Consider the following 15807-nt stretch of genomic DNA (forward strand, 5'->3'; position numbering starts at 1 on the left):
CCCGTCCCCACGGGGACGGGCCCTTCGGCTGTCGGCGACTGCGTTTCACGCGGCACGCGCACGTTTCACGTGAAACGAGGACCGCTGCGTCAGCCGATGAACTCGCTGAGGTCGCGCTCCAGGGCGGTCTTCGGCTTGGCGCCGACGATGGTCTTCACGACCTCGCCACCCTGGTAGACGTTCATCGTCGGGATCGACATGATGCCGTATTTCGCGGCCGTCGCCGGGTTCTCGTCGATGTTGAGCTTGACGATGGTGATCTTCTCGGGGTTCTCCGCGGCGATGGCCTCGAGCGACGGAGCGATCTGGCGGCACGGGCCGCACCAGGCAGCCCAGAAGTCCACCAGTACGGGCTTGTCGCTCTTGAGGACCTTCTCCTCGAAGTCCGCATCGGTTGCGGTCACCGTGGCACCGGCCATGGCGTACTCCTTACGTCGTTGTGCGTTGATGGCTGCTCGGTCTCAGACGGCGTCTGCGACCTTCTCCGGCTCCGCCGACTTCTCCTTGTCGGCGATCGCGGCGAGGTAGCGCTCGGCGTCCAGCGCCGAAGAGCAACCCGTCCCGGCGGCGGTGATCGCCTGGCGGTAGGTGTGGTCGACAACGTCGCCCGATGCGAAGACCCCGGCGAGGTTGGTGCGCGTCGAGGGGGCGTCGACCGTGAGGTAGCCCTCCCCGTCCAGCTCCAACTGCCCCTTGAACAGCTCCGTGCGCGGGTCGTGCCCGATGGCGATGAACAGACCCGTGACCGCGATCTCGGACTCCTCGCCGGTCGTGGTGTTCCTGAGGGTCAGACCGGAGAGCTTGTCGCCGCCCTGGATGGCGGAGACCTCGCTGTCCCAGATGAACGAGATCTTCGGGTCCGCGAAGGCCCGCTCCTGCATCGCCTTGCTGGCGCGCAGGCTGTCCCGGCGGTGGACGACGGTGACGCTCTTGGCGAAGCGGGAGAGGAAGGTGGCCTCCTCCATCGCGGTGTCGCCACCGCCGACGACCACGATGTCCTGCTCGCGGAAGAAGAAGCCGTCACAGGTGGCACACCACGAGATGCCCCGGCCGGACAGCTCGTCCTCACGGGGCAGCCCCAGCTTGCGGTGCTGCGACCCGGTGGAGACGATCACGGTCCGCGCACGGTGCACCGTGCCCGCGGTGTCGGTGACGGTCTTGATGTCGCCGGTGAGGTCTACGGACACCACGTCGTCGGGGACGAGCTCGGCGCCGAAGCGCTCCGCCTGTGCCCGCATGTTGTCCATCAGATCCGGACCCATGATCCCGTCGCGGAACCCGGGGAAGTTCTCCACGTCCGTGGTGTTCATGAGCGCGCCACCCGCGGTGACGGCGCCTTCGAAGACCAGCGGCTGCAGCGCGGCGCGGGCGGTGTACAGCGCGGCGGTATAGCCCGCCGGCCCCGAGCCGATGATGATCACGTTGCGAACGTCGCTCACGGACTCTTCCTTGTCTACGACCGGCTGCCTGAAGGGGCGGGGACCGCCTTGCGTCCTGTCCCTCTCACCCACCCAACGGATCCTACGGGCCGGACATTCCCGCGGGCGGGTGGGCGCGGCTCAGGGTCGCCGGAAGGTGTCGCGGTGCAGAATCTCGCCCGACCGGTCCGGGGAGGCTGCGCAGGAAGAATCCACCACGTAGGCGTCCACTCGCTGAGCGTCGCCGGGGTGCGGCAGCACGACGACGTACACGGGCGTTCCCTCGTACGTGTCGGTCTCGGCCGCGAGGGGCGCCTCGGTGCGGTTGACGGCGGCCCGCACGCAGTCGGGCATCTGCGCGGCGTCCCCCTCGGCGACGAACGGGTCGTCGCCGCTTTCGGGCGTGCCCTGGCCGGCACCGCCGCCCTCGCGCCGCTCGGGCTGGAGCATGCCGAGGACCCGGGACTCCAGCGAGTCGGCGCTCAGCGGCCCCTGGCCGGCGTCGCTCGGCGCGACCTTCGGGGCGTTCCCCTGGGACTGCTCTTGGCTGGCCGTCATGTCTGCGGCGCTGTCGTCGCCATCGCCCGTCTCCGGGAGCTGGATGAGGACGACGGTAAGCGCGACGAGCGCGGCCGCCCCGGCGGCGCCGAGGAGGGCGCGCGGCCAGCGCCGCGCGCGTCGGCCGGGGCCGGTGGCGTCCGTGCGGTGGCCGGAGGGCCGGCGGTGCGAGCGGCTGGGTCGTGTTTCACGTGAAACGGCCTCGCGCGGTGCCGGCACCTGGGTCGCCGACGGCGCGGTTTCACGTGAAACATCGACGGCGGACACATCGGCGTCGTAGCGCGCCTCGGCCGCCAGCGCGGCGTCGATTCGCCCCGCGATATCGGCGGGCATCGGGGCAGGCTCCGGGAGGCTGCCGAGAAGGCCGCGGACGCCGTCGAGGGCCTCCTGGATCTCACGGCAGGTGGCGCACTCGTCGAGATGGCGGTGGAGCTGCTGGGTGCGGGCGGGGGAGGCCAGGCCCTCGGCGAGGTCGGCCAGTTCTTCGACCTCCGGGTGCCCGTCGTCGGCGCCGGAGGACTGCGGGGGCTGCGTCATGGCCTCTCACCTCCACCCTTCGCCGCGCGTACGTCGTTCTGCTCTGTCGTCGGTGGGACGGATGTCCCCTGCGCCGGGTTCCGTCCGCCCGTCGCGGAGTCGGCGGCGGACAGCCGCAGATGACGTACGAGAGGAAGGAGACGGGCCCTACCGCGGGCGCAGCGGCTCTTCACGGTACCCGCGGGAACGCCGAGGATGTCGGCGGCCTCCGCGACGGGATAGCCCGCCATGTCGACGAGCACCAGGGCGGCTCGCTGCTCCACGGGCAGGGTCGCCAGCGCCTCGCGTAGCTCCCGGCCGGTGTCCTCCCGCTCCGCGGGCGCCTCAGCGGACTCCTCCGGCTCCAGCAACTGCTCGAAGTGCTCGGTGTCCGCGACCGGTGCCGCGCGGCGGCTGGCTGCCTTGCGGGCCCGGTCCAGGCAGGCGTTCACGGTGATGCGGTGCAGCCAGGTGGTGACGGCGGACTGGCCGCGGAAGGTGTGCGCCGCGCGGAACGCGGAGAGCAGCGCGTCCTGCACCGCGTCCGCGGCCTCTTCGCGGTCGCCGAGGGTGCGCAGCGCCACCGCCCACAGCCGGTCCCGGTGGCGCCGGACGATCTCGGCGAAGGCGTGCGGGTCCTCACCGGAGACATGGCGGGCGAGGAGTGTGCGGTCGTCGACGTCGCCGCCGCTGGCGTTCTCCAACGCCGACCCCTCCCCCCGGTCGAGTGCTGCGCGCTCAGCTCCGAATCTGGATGTCGGAGATCTTGCCACGGAAGTTGCCCTCGTTCGACGGCGGAATCTCCGTGAGCCACAGCAGAACGTACTGGGTGACGACCGGCTTGGTGGGCTTGAGCGTCAGATTGGTGCCGTCCGCCGCGTCGAACTCCTCGAAGCCGGCGAGATCCGTCGGCATCGACGCCGTGTCCTGCGGCGTGGCCATGGCCGTCAGCTTGCTGTCGCCGATGAGGGACACCTTCACGCTGCCGACGCGCTTGGGCTCACCGAGGTCCAGGACCAGCCCGACGCCCTCCTTGAGGTTCCCGAAGACCGCGCTCGTGTACCACTTGGTCTCCCAGTAGCTCGACGGGTCGGAGTCGAAGGCCGCGGGCACGCTGCTCGGGGACTCGCTGCCGGTGCCGTACGGGTCGAAGTCCCGGGCGCTCTCGATCTCCACCGGCTTGCCGCCCTCGCGGCCGCTGCCGGAGCCACCGCCCCCGCCGGGCTGCGCCGCGGAGTTGCCGGTGTCGCCGCTGCTGCCGTCGTGGTTGATGAGGGCGTCGGCGAGCTGCCAACTGCCGAGGGCCAGCGCGACGATCAGCAGCACGGACACGCACCACTTCACGGCCTTCCCGGTCCGCCCCGGCAGCGTGGGCGGTGCGGGCGGCGGCACGGCGGCGGCGGGGCGCGTGGCGGGCCCGCCGGGGCGGCCGCCGCTCTGCGCGTAGCCCTGCTGGTACGTCGTCTGCTGGTACGGCGCGGACCGCGGGTACTGCTGCTCCGGCGGGCGGATACGCGGGAGCTCGGCGCAGGCGGCGCTCAGCTCCGCGGGCGTGGTGCACGGCCGCGGGTGCGCCGCCGCGGCGGGGGAGCCGGCCGCGAGCGCGCGCATGGCCAGCTCCGAGAGCCCGCGGTGCACCCCCGCGCGTACCTTCTCCGGCGCGATGAGACCCACGTGCTTGGGCAGCCCGGCCAGCCCGTAGGCGTCCCCCTCGTACGGCCAGCGACCCGTCAGCGCGGCGTACAGCAGCGCGCCGACGGCCTCGGTGTCGGTGCGCTGCGGGTCGTCCGCCTCGGTGCCGTGGAGCGCCGCGTGGACGGAGAGCCCGCGGATGCGCCACTGCCCGCTGCCCGTCCGCAGCACGGCCGACGGGGTGAGCCTGAGGTGCGCGAGGTCCTTGCGGTGGGCGGCGGCCAGCGCCTGGGAGACCTGCGTGACGAGTTCGTACGCCTCGTGCGGCTCCATCGGCGCGCCGCCGGCGAGCAGCGTGGACAACTCGGTGGCGTCAGGGAGCCATTCGTGGACCACGTAGACGACGTTGTCCTCCTCGACGGCGTCGAGGACCTGGACGAAGCGCGGGTCGCCGATGAGGGCCGCCGCGCGGGCGGCGTCGAGGACGGCCTCGGCGTGGTCGTGCCCGGCGGCCAGGACGTGGACGCCGACGGCGCGGCGGAGTTTCTCGTCGACCGCGCGCCAACTGCTGAAGCCGTCGAGGCGGGTGACGCACTCCTCCAGCCGGTAGCGGTCGGCGAGCTTGTGGCCGCTGTGCATGTCGGCGACGGGAACGCCGGCCCGCGGGGGCTCTGCGGGCGCGGGCGGCTCCGCGGCCGGCGCGTTCGCGGCGGGAGGCTCCGCCGCGGCCGTGTCCCCGGCGGCCGGCCGGGCATCACTGCTGTCCGTCTCGGCGGCGTCCGCGGCGCCGGAGTCGGGGGCTGCCGCGGCAGGGGCCTCGGCAGCGGGCGTCTCCGCGGCGCCCGTTGGGTCTTCCGTGTCCGCCGCCCCAGTCGTGTCGGCCGCATCGCTGCGGTCGGCCGCCGAGCCGTCGACGGCTGCCGTGCTCCGTTCCGCCACCGCCGTTCCTGCCTCCCCAACTCTCGTGTCGTACAGCCGCGCCATGACAATTGTGCCCACAGCCTCACGTCATCCACGACACACGGCGATGACGGAAGGTTGTGCCCCCGGTTACCGGCCGAGGCGGCCGCGGACCATCCCCATCATCGCGTTCAGCTCCTGGATCCGCATCCGCCGGGCGGCCACGTAGAAGATCGCGCCGAGCACGAGCGAGCCGGCGACGAGCGCCGCGAGGGACCCCGTGACGCCCTCGCCGAGCTTGTCCGTCACGGCCCATGCGGTCGCGCCGCCGGCGAGCGCCGCCGGGATGCTGGCGCCGATGAGGCGGGCGTACGTGCGCACGACGTGGGCGCCGTCCAGGTCGTTGGTCCCCATCCGCTGCTTCAGCCGCCGCCAGGCGACGCCGACGCCGACCATGTAGGCGACGCCGTAGCAGGCGGCCATGCCGATGACCGCGTGCCGGTCGGGCAGCAGGACGAAGGAGATCGCCGAGCCGGTCGCGAAGACCGCGGCGACGATCAGGGTGTTGTAGAAGGGCGTGCGGGTGTCCTCGTAGGCGTAGAAGCCGCGCAGGACGACGTACTGCACGGAGAAGGGGATCAGCCCGAGGCCGAAGGCCATCAGGACGTACCCGATCGAGGTGGCGGCGTCGCTGCCGACCGCGGCGAAGAGCAGGGTGCACATCGGGATGCCGAGCGCGACGAGCGCGAAGGCGATCGGCACGATGGCGACGGCCGAGGTGCGCAGGCCGTGCGAGATGTCGTCGCGCACCGCGTTGGGGTCGCCGTCGGAGGCGGCCCGGGAGATGCGCGGCAGCATCGCGGCCATCACCGACACGGTGATGATCGCCTGCGGCATCTGCCAGATCAGCAGCGCGTTCTGGAAGGCCATGATGCCGGTGCCCTTGTGGCCCACCTCGGCGGCGGACTCGCCGGCCCAGGTGGCGAGCTGCGTGACGACGAGCATCCCGGCCTGGTTGGCGAGGACGAAGAGGAACGTCCACTTGGCGAGCTTGGCCGCCTTGCCGAGGCCGTGGCCCTTCCAGTCGAAGCGCGGCCGGATCTTGAAGCCCGTCTGCCGCAGGTACGGGATCATCGCCAGCGACTGCACCACGAGGCCCAGGAGGGTGCCGACGCCGAGGAGCCGCACGCCCTCCCCCGGGATGGTGGTCTCGTCCATCGCCGAGGAGTCGGAGGTGCCGTAGACCCAGAGGAAGAGGCCGAAGGTGGCGATGATGACGATGTTGTTGAGGACCGGCGTCCACATCATCGGGCCGAAGCTGCCGCGCGCGTTGAGGATCTGCCCCATCACCACGTGGATGCCCATGAAGAAGATGGTGGGCAGGCAGTACTGCGCGAAGGTGATCGCGACCTCGTTGGAGTGCGGGTTGTCGGCGATCTTCACCGACATCGCGCGGATGAGCAGCGGGGCGGCGAACACGGCGACGAGGACCATCCCGCCGAGGATCACCGAGACGAGGGTCAGCAGCCGGTTCGCGTAGGCGATGCCGCCGTCGGGGTCGTTCTTCATCGCGCGCACGAGCTGCGGGACGAAAACGGAGTTGAGGCCGCCGCCGATGGTGAGGATGTAGATCATCGTCGGCAGCGTGTACGCGACGGTGTAGGTGTCGCCGAGGACCGCGACGCCCAGGGCCGCGGAGATCACCAGCGTGCGCAGGAACCCCGTGATGCGCGAGACGAGGGTGCCGGCGGCCATGACGGCGCTGGAGCGCGCCAGGCTCGCGACGCGGCCGCCGCGGCGCTGCGGCGGTACGGGCGCGGGCGCCGCGGGCTGCGGCTGCAGGCCCAGCGGCGGCGGCTGCGGGGCGCGCTGGTCGCGGAAGAGGTGGGCGAAGGCGTCCGGCTCCGGCTGCCCCGGCCCGCCGGCCCCGGTGAACCCGCCGGCCCCGGTGACGAGGTCGTCGACGCCGACGAACTGCGTGGTCTCGTCGCCGTAGCGCAGGTGCCGGGTGGGTCCGTCGGGCTCGGGCGCGGGCGGGTCGGCCCACTGGCGGGGGTCCGTGCGGTAGTGCGGCGAGGGCGGCTGCTGGTACGGCGGCTGGGCGGCGGGCTGACTGCCCGCGGGCGGCGGAGGGTGGGCGGCGTGGTCGTAGAGCGCGTCGCCGAGGGGGTCGGCGCGCTGCTGGTACGGGTCGGGCGCGTAGGCGTCCTGGAGGTACGGGTCGTGGGCGTAGGGCGCTGACGGGCCGGCCGCGGCCTGGGAGGCGGCGGCCTGGCCGTACGGGTCCCGGGGGTCGGCGTGCGGGTGCTGCGGCTGCCCGCCCTGGGGGTGGTGCGGCTGCTGCGGGTAGTGCGGGGCCCGCGGGTCGCTCTGCTGGTACGGGGAGCGGGGGTCGTGCGGCGCCTGCGGGGCGGGGGCCTGGGGGCCGGCGGCGTACGGGTCGGCGGGGCGGCCGTACGGGTCCGCGGGCCGCCCGTAGGGGTCCTGGCCCTGCCTGCCGTACGGGTCGGGCGGGTGCTGGCCGCCGGGCTGCTGCCCCTGGTGCGCCGGGGGCGCGGGCCGGCCGTACTGATCGGGGTGGCCCTGCTGCGGGGGCCCACCGTGCTGCGGCGGCTGCGGCTGCCCGTAGTGGGGCTGCTGGCCGTGCTGGCCGTGCTGGCCGTGCTGGCCGTGCTGGCCGTGCTGAGCGGGCTGTGCGTACTGGCCGGGCTGACCGTGCTGACCGGGCTGCGCGTACGGGTCCTGCGGCCCCTGCTGGGCCTGGGGCGGGTGCTGGGCGTAGGGGTCGGGAGCGGCGGGCTGTCCAAAGTGGCCCGGGGCGCCCTGGCCGTACGGGTCCCGGGGGTCGGCGGGCGGGGCGTAGTGCTCCTGCTGGTACTGCGCGTACGGGTCCTGGACGGGCTGCGCGTAGGGGTCGGGCGCGTACGGATCGGCGTTCTGCTGGTCGGCCGGGGACTGCTGGTGGGCAGGCGGAGGCGACCCGGCGGGCGGAAGGTTCGCGGGATCGCCGGTGCCCTGACTGCGGTCACCGTCGTACGGCGCGTTCATCGACACCCCACAAGGGTCATGGCCGGCCTGGAAACGGCCTGGTCGCTCTCACCGCTCCACTCTCTCACTGGCACCCGACCGGGCACCGCTTTCGGTGTCGGTGTCGTCGGCGCGGTCGCCCCCGGTGAGGTGCGTTCCGTGTGCCTCCTTGTCGGCTTCCCCGGTATCGCCGTCGCTACCGGGATCCGCCGAGTCCTCCGGGCTCCCGGCGCCGCCGGTGCCGCCGTCCCCGTCGCCGTCTCCGTCCTCTTCCCCGTTCCCGTCCGCCTCTTCGCCCGCCTCCGCCGTCCTGGCGGCGCGCTTGCGCTGCGAGTACATGCGTACCCCGGCGAGGACGAGCAGCAGGATCCCGGCGCCGATGACGAGCAGCACCGTGGAGGTGATGGACGTCACCTCCACCTTGAAGGTCTTCTCCGCGCCGAAGGGCCTGCCGTCCGCGGTGTAGAGCTGGGCGGTGATGGTCACCGGGCCGCTGGCCCGCGCGGACGCCTCGAACTTCACCGAGGTGCTGTGGCCGCCCGCCACCTCGATGGACTGCCGCTCCTCCTCGATCCGCAGCCGGCTGGGCACGTTCGACGTCAGCCGCAGCTCCAGCCCGCGGACGTTCTGCACCAGGTTGTTCTGCACCGTCACCGGGATCGTGCCGCTGTTGCCGGACAGCGTGAGGTCCGACTTGTCGATGAGCTGCACCTGCGAGGTGATGTCCTCCAGGTAGCCCTGCACCTCCCGCCGGAACGCCTCCGCCTCCGTCTTGCGCCCGCGCCACTGCGTGGACATCTCGCGCAGCAGCGCGTTGCCGAAGGGGACGGTCACGCGGCGGCTGTCGTTCAGGATCTCGGAGAAGTTGTCGAGGTGCAGCCGGGTGTCGAGGATCCGCTCGAACGCCTCGCGCGGGATCTCCTGCTTCCGCAGCTTCTTTGGGTACGCCCCGGTGCTCGGCACCGTCCGGGTGGCGCCCGGGTCCGCCGGCTCCACCGCGGCGCTGCTGAGGTTCAGCGGCGTCATCCACGTACTGGTGTCGAGGTCGCCGAGCGCCTCCGCCATCGCCTGCGCCTGGCCGAGCGTGGGGGTGCGCTGCGGGGCGACGACGATGCTGCGCTGCAGGTTCGGCTGCTGCAGCGTCGTCACGAGGGTCTGGGCCAGGAACTCCTGGATGGCCAGGGAGAACGTCTCCGCCCGGCTCATGTCCCCCTCGAAGGCCCGGGAGAGCTGTGCGTCGGCCACCAGCGCCGTCCGGCCGCCCCCGATGGGGCGGGCCGCGGTCGGCGTATACGACAGGCCGCTCTCGGTCATGCTGTCGCTGCGGGCGAGGATCCACTTCGCCCCGGCCGCGCCCGCGACGCCGACGATGCGCTTGTCGATCGCCCCGTCCGCCGGCCACGCGAGGTCCGTCTCCGGCTCCAGATTGAGCTCCGACTTCACGGTCAAACGGCCCAGGGTGGTGGCGTCGCCGAGCTGGTCGAGGGTGCCGGAGACCTTGCGGCCGCGGTGAGCGATGGAGGCGAGGTCGGGGTCGCCGAAGGGCAGCGCGACGACCTCGCGGCCCTTCACGGCGTTCTGCAGGTCATGCAGCCACTGCTGGGCGGTGGCCTGGCCCTTGCCGGGGACGGTCTCGCCGTCCTCGCCCACCACGTTGTACGCCTCCGTCATCGCGGACGCCGTGGCCAGCAGATCCGGGTCGATGACCCACGTCACGGGCAGTTCCTCGCCGAGCGCGACCATCTGCTGCAGCCGGCCGCCGGGCTCCATCTGCTCCAGCAGCCGGTCGCTGGCGAGCACCGGCGTCTGCTGCTCGTCCGCCTCGGTGCGCGCCGTGAGCTGGGGGGCGGCCATGACGGGCCAGACGAAGGTGAGCCGGGTCTTGGTCGACAGGTCGTCGGGCTGCCAGGGGAGGAAGGTGTGCTCGATGCCGAGCACCTGCTCGTAGCCGATGTCCGCGGAGGTGCCGCTGAGGGAGACCGCGAGCTGGTAGACGCCGGGCGCGTCCAGCGGCAGCCGGTTCACGGGGATCGTGATGCTGAAGTCACGGCTCATCCCGGGAGCCAGGGTCTTCAGCTCCTCGGTGCCGGGGCCGTCGATCTCCGTCCCGTCGTAGTCCGAGATCCAGCCCGTGCGCTCGGTGGCCTGGGTGACCTCGCTGCGGCTCGTCAGCGGGCCGCTGAGGCGCAGGGAGACATGCGGGTCGGTGATCTTGGCGTCGGTCTTGTTGGTGACCTTGCCGGAGACCGTCAGGTCGTCGCCCCCGGAGGGGACGGAGGGGTTCATGTAGTCCACGGACACGTTCACCGAGCGGGAGCCGGACGGCTGCGCGTGCGCCTCGCCCGCCGTCGGCACCTGTACGAGTGCGGCCGGCAGCAGCAGCGCCACGAGCAGCAGGGCGGTCAGCAGCCGCCGGTGGGCCGGGGGACGGGCGGGAGAGCCGCCCGGGAACCCGGTCAAATGTGCCAGCTCGGCCACGCGCTCGCCCGTCCTCATTGTCCTCGTGCCCGGCCCGCGGCCTTGTGCCGCCTGCCTTGGACCCCGATGGTAACGAGGTACGGGACGCCGGGTGGCGGGGACCGCGTCAACCCCCGGGCCGTCGGCCACCTGATCGACACCGGGGGCGTACGGAGAGGCCGCCGAGGGTGGCCAGTTGCGGTCCCGCGGCGCACGGGCCGTACCCTGTTCTGTTGTGCCGAATGCCCGCGAAGACCACCGAACCCAGCAGGCCACGCTCAGCCGTGCCCAGCGCAGCGCCGTCAGCGAACTGCTGCGCGTCTCCCCCGTCGCCGACGACCTGGCGCACCGCTTCCAGGACGCCGGCGCCCGGCTGGCGCTGGTGGGCGGCTCCGTACGGGACGCGCTGCTCGGCCGGCTCGGCAACGACCTCGACTTCACCACCGACGCCCGCCCGGAGCGGGTGCTCGACATCGTCCGGCCGTGGGCGGACGCGGTGTGGGAGGTCGGCATCGCGTTCGGCACCGTCGGCTGCCGCAAGGGCGATCTGCAGATCGAGATCACCACGTACCGCTCCGAGGCGTACGACCGGACCTCCCGCAAGCCCGAGGTGTCCTACGGCGACTCCATCGAGGAGGACCTCGTCCGCCGCGACTTCACGGTCAACGCGATGGCCGTGGCGCTGCCGGAGAAGGAGTTCGTCGACCCGCACGGCGGTCTCGACGACCTGGCGGCCCGGGTGCTGCGCACCCCCGGCACCCCGCAGGAGTCCTTCGGCGACGACCCGCTGCGGATGATGCGGGCCGCGCGGTTCGCGGCCCAGTTGGGCTTCGAGGTGGCGCCGGAGGTCGTCGCGGCGATGACGGACATGGCCGCGCGCATCGAGATCGTGTCCGCCGAGCGGGTGAGGGACGAGCTGAACAAGCTGGTCCTGGCCTCCCGCCCGCGCCTGGGTCTGCACCTCCTCGTCGACACCGGGCTGGCCGGGCACGTGCTGCCGGAGCTGCCCGCGCTGCGGCTGGAGCGCGACGAGCACCACCGGCACAAGGACGTCTACGAGCACTCCCTGATCGTGCTGGAGCAGGCCATCGCGCTGGAGGAGAACGGGCCCGACCTGGTGCTGCGGCTCGCGGCGCTGTTCCACGACATCGGCAAGCCGCGCACGCGCCGCTTCGAGACGGACGGCCGGGTCTCCTTCCACCACCACGAGGTGGTGGGCGCCAAGATGACCAAGGCCCGGATGACGAAGCTGAAGTACGCCAACGACCAGATCAAGGACGTCTCCCGGCTGGTCGAGCTGCACCTGCGCTTCCACGGCTACGGCACCGGTGAGTGGACCGACTCCGCGGTGCGCCGCTACGTACGCGACGCCGGGCCGCTGCTGGAGCGGCTGCACAAGCTGACCCGCTCCGACTGCACCACGCGCAATAAGCGCAAGGCGCTGGCCCTGCAGCGCGCGTACGACGGGCTGGAGGAGCGCATCGCCCGGCTGCAGGCGCAGGAGGAGCTGGACGCGATCCGCCCGGACCTCGACGGCAACGAGATCATGAAGATTCTCGGCATCGGCCCCGGGCCCGCGGTCGGCGGCGCGTACCGGCACATGCTGGAGCTGCGGCTGGAGCACGGGCCGATGGGGCACGAGGCGGCGGTCGAGGCGCTGCGCGCGTGGTGGGCGGAGCAGAACCCGCCCGCGTAGGGGCTACGGCCCCGTAGACCGGCGGCGTACGGGGACGGTGGCACGGCTCCCGGCGCGGGCGTCATGTTTCACGTGAAACATGCGGCTCGGCGCCGCCCTCCAGGACCGGCGGGTGCCCCTGTTCCACGGGCGCGTGTTTCACGTGAAACATCGACAAGGCGACGGCCGCGAAGATCACCGAGACTCCCACCACCAGCACCGCCGAGCGCCCGTCCGCGGGCAGCAGCGCCGCCGCGGCCGCCGCGGCGCCCACGAAGGCGACGTTGAAGAGCATGTCGTAGAGGGAGAAGACCCGGCCGCGATAGGCGTCGTCCACCGACGACTGCACCACCGTGTCCGTCGTGATCTTGACCCCCTGCGTCGTCACTCCGAGGACGAACGCGGCGACCAGCATCGGCCCCGGCGCGAAGGACAGCGCCAGCACCGGCGTCAGCACCGCCGCCAGCGCCGCGCACAGCGTCATCCAGCCGGTCCGGCTCAGCCGCGTTACCAGCGACGGCGTCACCACCGCCGCGACGAAGAACCCCAGCCCCGACAGCCCGACGGCCACACCGAGCAGCGCCATGCCGTCGTCCTCGCCGTCGGACCAGGTATAGCGGCACAGCATCAGCAGCATCACGGTCAGTGCGCCGAAGCAGAAGCGCATCAGGGCCATGGCGGACAGCGCCTGTGCCGCCTCGCGCCGCTCACGCAGATGCCGGACCCCCGCGACGAGCCCCCGCGCGGTGCTGGCGACCGCCGCCCTTATCCGCGGCAGCACCAGCTCCGGGTCCGGCCCCAGCGCCTCAGGCGCCATCCGCAGCGACGCCAGCGCCGCACAGAGATACAGCCCCGAGCCGACCAGCACCGTCAGCGCGTCCGCCGTGCCCCCCTTGGGCCCGGCCAGCCCGACGAGGAAGGCGACGCCGCCGCCTGCCGTGGCGGCCAGCGTGCCCGCGGTCGGCGACAGGGAGTTCCCGACCACGAGCTGCTCCTCGGTGTCCACCACGCGCGGCAGCGCCGCGGAGAGCCCGGACAGCACGAAGCGGTTGACGGCGGTGACGGAGAGCGCGGACAGATAGAACAGCCAGTCCGGCACCCCGGCCAGGAGCAGCGCCGCCGTGCCCGCGGCGAAGACGGCGCGCAGCAGGTTCCCGTACAGCAGCACCTGCCGGCGCCGCCAGCGGTCCAGCAGTACGCCCGCGAAGGGGCCGACGAGCGAGTACGGCAGCAGCAGCACCGCCATCGCGGAGGCGATGGCGGCCGGCGAGGTCTGCCGTTCGGGGGAGAAGACCACGTATGCGGCGAGCGCCACCTGGTAGACGCCGTCGGCGCCCTGGGAGAGCAGCCGTACGGCCAGCAGCCGGCGGAAGCCGTGCAGCTTCAGCAGGCTGCGGAGGTCGCGGACAACGGGCATGGCGTTCAGCATCACATGCCCAGGGGCCCCGGGCTGCAGCCCGGGGCCCCTGAAGACGGCGAGTCGTCGGCGGTGGAGTGGCGCTCAGCGCTCGACTTCACCGCGGATGAACTTCTCCACGCTCTCCCGCGCCTCGTCGTCGAAGTACTGCACGGGCGGGGACTTCATGAAGTACGAGGACGCGGAGAGCACCGGGCCGCCGATGCCGCGGTCCTTGGCGATCTTCGCGGCGCGCAGCGCGTCGATGATGATGCCCGCGGAGTTCGGGGAGTCCCAGACCTCCAGCTTGTACTCCAGGTTGAGCGGCACCTCACCGAAGGCGCGGCCCTCCAGGCGCACGTACGCCCACTTGCGGTCGTCCAGCCAGGCGACGTAGTCCGACGGGCCGATGTGCACGTTGTGCTCGCCCAGGTCGCGGTCGGGGATCTGGGACGTGACGGCCTGGGTCTTGGAGATCTTCTTGGACTCCAGCCGGTCCCGCTCCAGCATGTTCTTGAAGTCCATGTTGCCGCCGACGTTGAGCTGCATCGTACGGTCCAGGATGACGCCCCGGTCCTCGAACAGCTTCGCCATGACGCGGTGCGTGATGGTGGCGCCGACCTGCGACTTGATGTCGTCGCCGACGATCGGCACGCCCGCCGCGGTGAACTTGTCCGCCCACTCCTTGGTGCCCGCGATGAACACCGGCAGCGCGTTGACGAAGCCCACGCCGGCGTCGATGGCGCACTGCGCGTAGAACTTCGCGGCGTCCTCGGAGCCCACCGGCAGGTAGCAGACCAGCACGTCGACCTGCCGGTCCCGCAGCACCTGCGCGACGTCGACGGGCTCCTCGGCGGACTCCTCGATCGTCTCGCGGTAGTAGCGCCCGAGGCCGTCGAGCGTGTGGCCGCGCTGCACGGTCACGCCGCTGTTGGGCACGTCGCAGATCTTGATGGTGTTGTTCTCGCTCGCCCCGATGGCGTCGGCCAGGTCGAGGCCCACCTTCTTGGCGTCGACGTCGAACGCCGCGACGAACTCGACGTCACGAACGTGGTAGTCGCCGAACTGGACGTGCATCAGCCCGGGCACCCGGCTGCCCGGGGCGGCGTCCTTGTAGAACTCGACGCCCTGCACGAGGGACGCGGCGCAGTTGCCCACGCCGACGATGGCTACACGTACCGAACCCATTGACGGTTGCTCCCTGTTTTCGTTGAGGCCGTGCCAGGGCAGGCAGGACCTCAGATGGCGGTGTCGTCGGACGGATCCGGCCGGGTGCTGTCCCGGTCACGGGGCAGGCCGCCCGTCTCTGCAGAACCGGCGTTCCCCGAAGGGCGCTCGTCGCGCCCCGCCCGTTCGCTCTCGATCAGCTCGGTCAGCCAGCGCACCTCGCGCTCGACGGACTCCATCCCGTGTCGCTGTAGCTCCAGGGTGTAGTCGTCGAGTCGCTCGCGCGTGCGCGCCAGCGACGTCCGCATCTTGTCCAGGCGCTCCTCCAGCCGGCTGCGCCGGCCTTCCAGCACCCGGACGCGTACGTCACGCGACGTCTGGCCGAAGAAGGCGAAGCGGACGCCGAAGTGCTCGTCCTCCCACGCCTCGGGCCCGGTTTGGGCGAGCAGCTCCTCGAAGTGCTCCTTGCCCTCGGCCGTCAGCCGGTAGACGATCTTGGCGCGCCGGCCCGCCAGCGGTACGGCGGGACCGTCCTGTGGTGCAGGGGCGGTCTCCTCCGTCAGCCATCCCTGTGCGACGAGAGTCTTCAGGCAGGGATAGAGGCTGCCGTAGCTGAACGCGCGGAACACCCCCAGCGAGCTGTTGAGCCGCTTGCGCAGCTCGTAGCCGTGCATGGGGGACTCGCGGAGCAGGCCGAGGATGGCGAATTCCAGGATGCCTGAGCGCCTGCTCATCGCCGTCTCCTTCCGTGCCGCGGATGTCCCGCTCTGGTTATACCGGGCCGATGTGTCGCACTGATGTGTCGCGCGGATGTATCGACTCGATACATCCAAACGATAGGACGGGGCACGGGCAGCAGCAAGTGAGGGTTCTGTGAACGGCGTCACATCGGCTTGGCCGGGCGCGCCGAAGTGTCCGGTAAAGCGCGTAATACCCGGCGCAAAGCGGGCAACGCCGGTGCGTACTCTGTTCCGCATGCTGTCCGAAGGGAACCGAGAGCCGCATGCGGACGTCTTCGTCCTCGGTACAGTGCGGCTGGTTGCCAGAGGGCAGAGAACCGG

The 15807-nt window shown here is 72.1% G+C and carries 11 protein-coding genes; 1 reads left to right on the forward strand and 10 read right to left on the reverse strand.

Annotated features, from left to right (window positions below):
- Positions 1-89: 89 nt before the first annotated feature.
- The 7 genes from trxA to ACFYVJ_RS09560 form a co-directional block, all read right to left on the reverse strand.
- On the reverse strand, positions 90-449 hold the full coding sequence (gene trxA / locus ACFYVJ_RS09530; protein WP_346429540.1) for a thioredoxin: 360 nt from the start codon (positions 447-449) through the stop codon (positions 90-92).
- 12 nt (positions 450-461) lie between these two features.
- On the reverse strand, positions 462-1439 hold the full coding sequence (gene trxB, locus ACFYVJ_RS09535; RefSeq protein WP_388888197.1) for a thioredoxin-disulfide reductase: 978 nt from the start codon (positions 1437-1439) through the stop codon (positions 462-464).
- Between the two features lie 120 nt (positions 1440-1559).
- Positions 1560-2513 carry an anti-sigma factor family protein gene (locus ACFYVJ_RS09540; protein ID WP_388888200.1) on the reverse strand — a complete coding sequence of 318 codons (954 nt, stop codon included), beginning with the start codon at positions 2511-2513 and terminating at the stop codon, positions 1560-1562.
- On the reverse strand, positions 2510-3196 hold the full coding sequence (sigM, locus tag ACFYVJ_RS09545) for an RNA polymerase sigma factor SigM (RefSeq protein WP_388888203.1): 687 nt from the start codon (positions 3194-3196) through the stop codon (positions 2510-2512). Before sigM ends, ACFYVJ_RS09540 begins: the two co-directional genes overlap by 4 nt.
- A 34-nt stretch (positions 3197-3230) precedes the next feature.
- Positions 3231-5063 carry a protein kinase family protein gene (locus ACFYVJ_RS09550; protein ID WP_388888205.1) on the reverse strand — a complete coding sequence of 611 codons (1833 nt, stop codon included), beginning with the start codon at positions 5061-5063 and terminating at the stop codon, positions 3231-3233.
- A gap of 111 nt (positions 5064-5174) precedes the next feature.
- Positions 5175-8072: a murein biosynthesis integral membrane protein MurJ gene (gene murJ / locus ACFYVJ_RS09555; RefSeq protein ID WP_388888579.1), complete on the reverse strand. Its 2898-nt coding sequence runs from the start codon at positions 8070-8072 to the stop codon at positions 5175-5177.
- A gap of 48 nt (positions 8073-8120) precedes the next feature.
- Positions 8121-10511 (reverse strand): DUF6049 family protein, encoded by a 2391-nt coding sequence (locus tag ACFYVJ_RS09560; RefSeq protein WP_388888582.1) that lies wholly within the window; start codon positions 10509-10511, stop codon positions 8121-8123.
- A 232-nt stretch (positions 10512-10743) separates the two neighbouring features.
- Between ACFYVJ_RS09560 and ACFYVJ_RS09565 the strand changes: the two genes are divergently transcribed.
- Positions 10744-12204 carry a CCA tRNA nucleotidyltransferase gene (locus ACFYVJ_RS09565; RefSeq protein ID WP_388888208.1) on the forward strand — a complete coding sequence of 487 codons (1461 nt, stop codon included), beginning with the start codon at positions 10744-10746 and terminating at the stop codon, positions 12202-12204.
- A 61-nt stretch (positions 12205-12265) separates the two neighbouring features.
- On the opposite strand, the gene ACFYVJ_RS09570 is transcribed toward ACFYVJ_RS09565, so the two are convergent.
- The 3 genes from ACFYVJ_RS09570 to ACFYVJ_RS09580 form a co-directional block, all read right to left on the reverse strand.
- Positions 12266-13600, reverse strand: a complete 1335-nt coding sequence (locus ACFYVJ_RS09570) for an MFS transporter (RefSeq protein WP_388888210.1) — start codon at positions 13598-13600, stop codon at positions 12266-12268.
- 84 nt (positions 13601-13684) lie between these two features.
- On the reverse strand, positions 13685-14767 hold the full coding sequence (locus ACFYVJ_RS09575; RefSeq protein ID WP_326797046.1) for an inositol-3-phosphate synthase: 1083 nt from the start codon (positions 14765-14767) through the stop codon (positions 13685-13687).
- Between the two features lie 50 nt (positions 14768-14817).
- Positions 14818-15480, reverse strand: a complete 663-nt coding sequence (locus ACFYVJ_RS09580; protein WP_047016789.1) for a PadR family transcriptional regulator — start codon at positions 15478-15480, stop codon at positions 14818-14820.
- Between the last annotated feature and the right edge of the window lie 327 nt (positions 15481-15807).

The sequence above is a fragment of the Streptomyces sp. NPDC004134 genome, assembly GCF_042874195.1.
GTDB lineage: Bacteria > Actinomycetota > Actinomycetes > Streptomycetales > Streptomycetaceae > Streptomyces.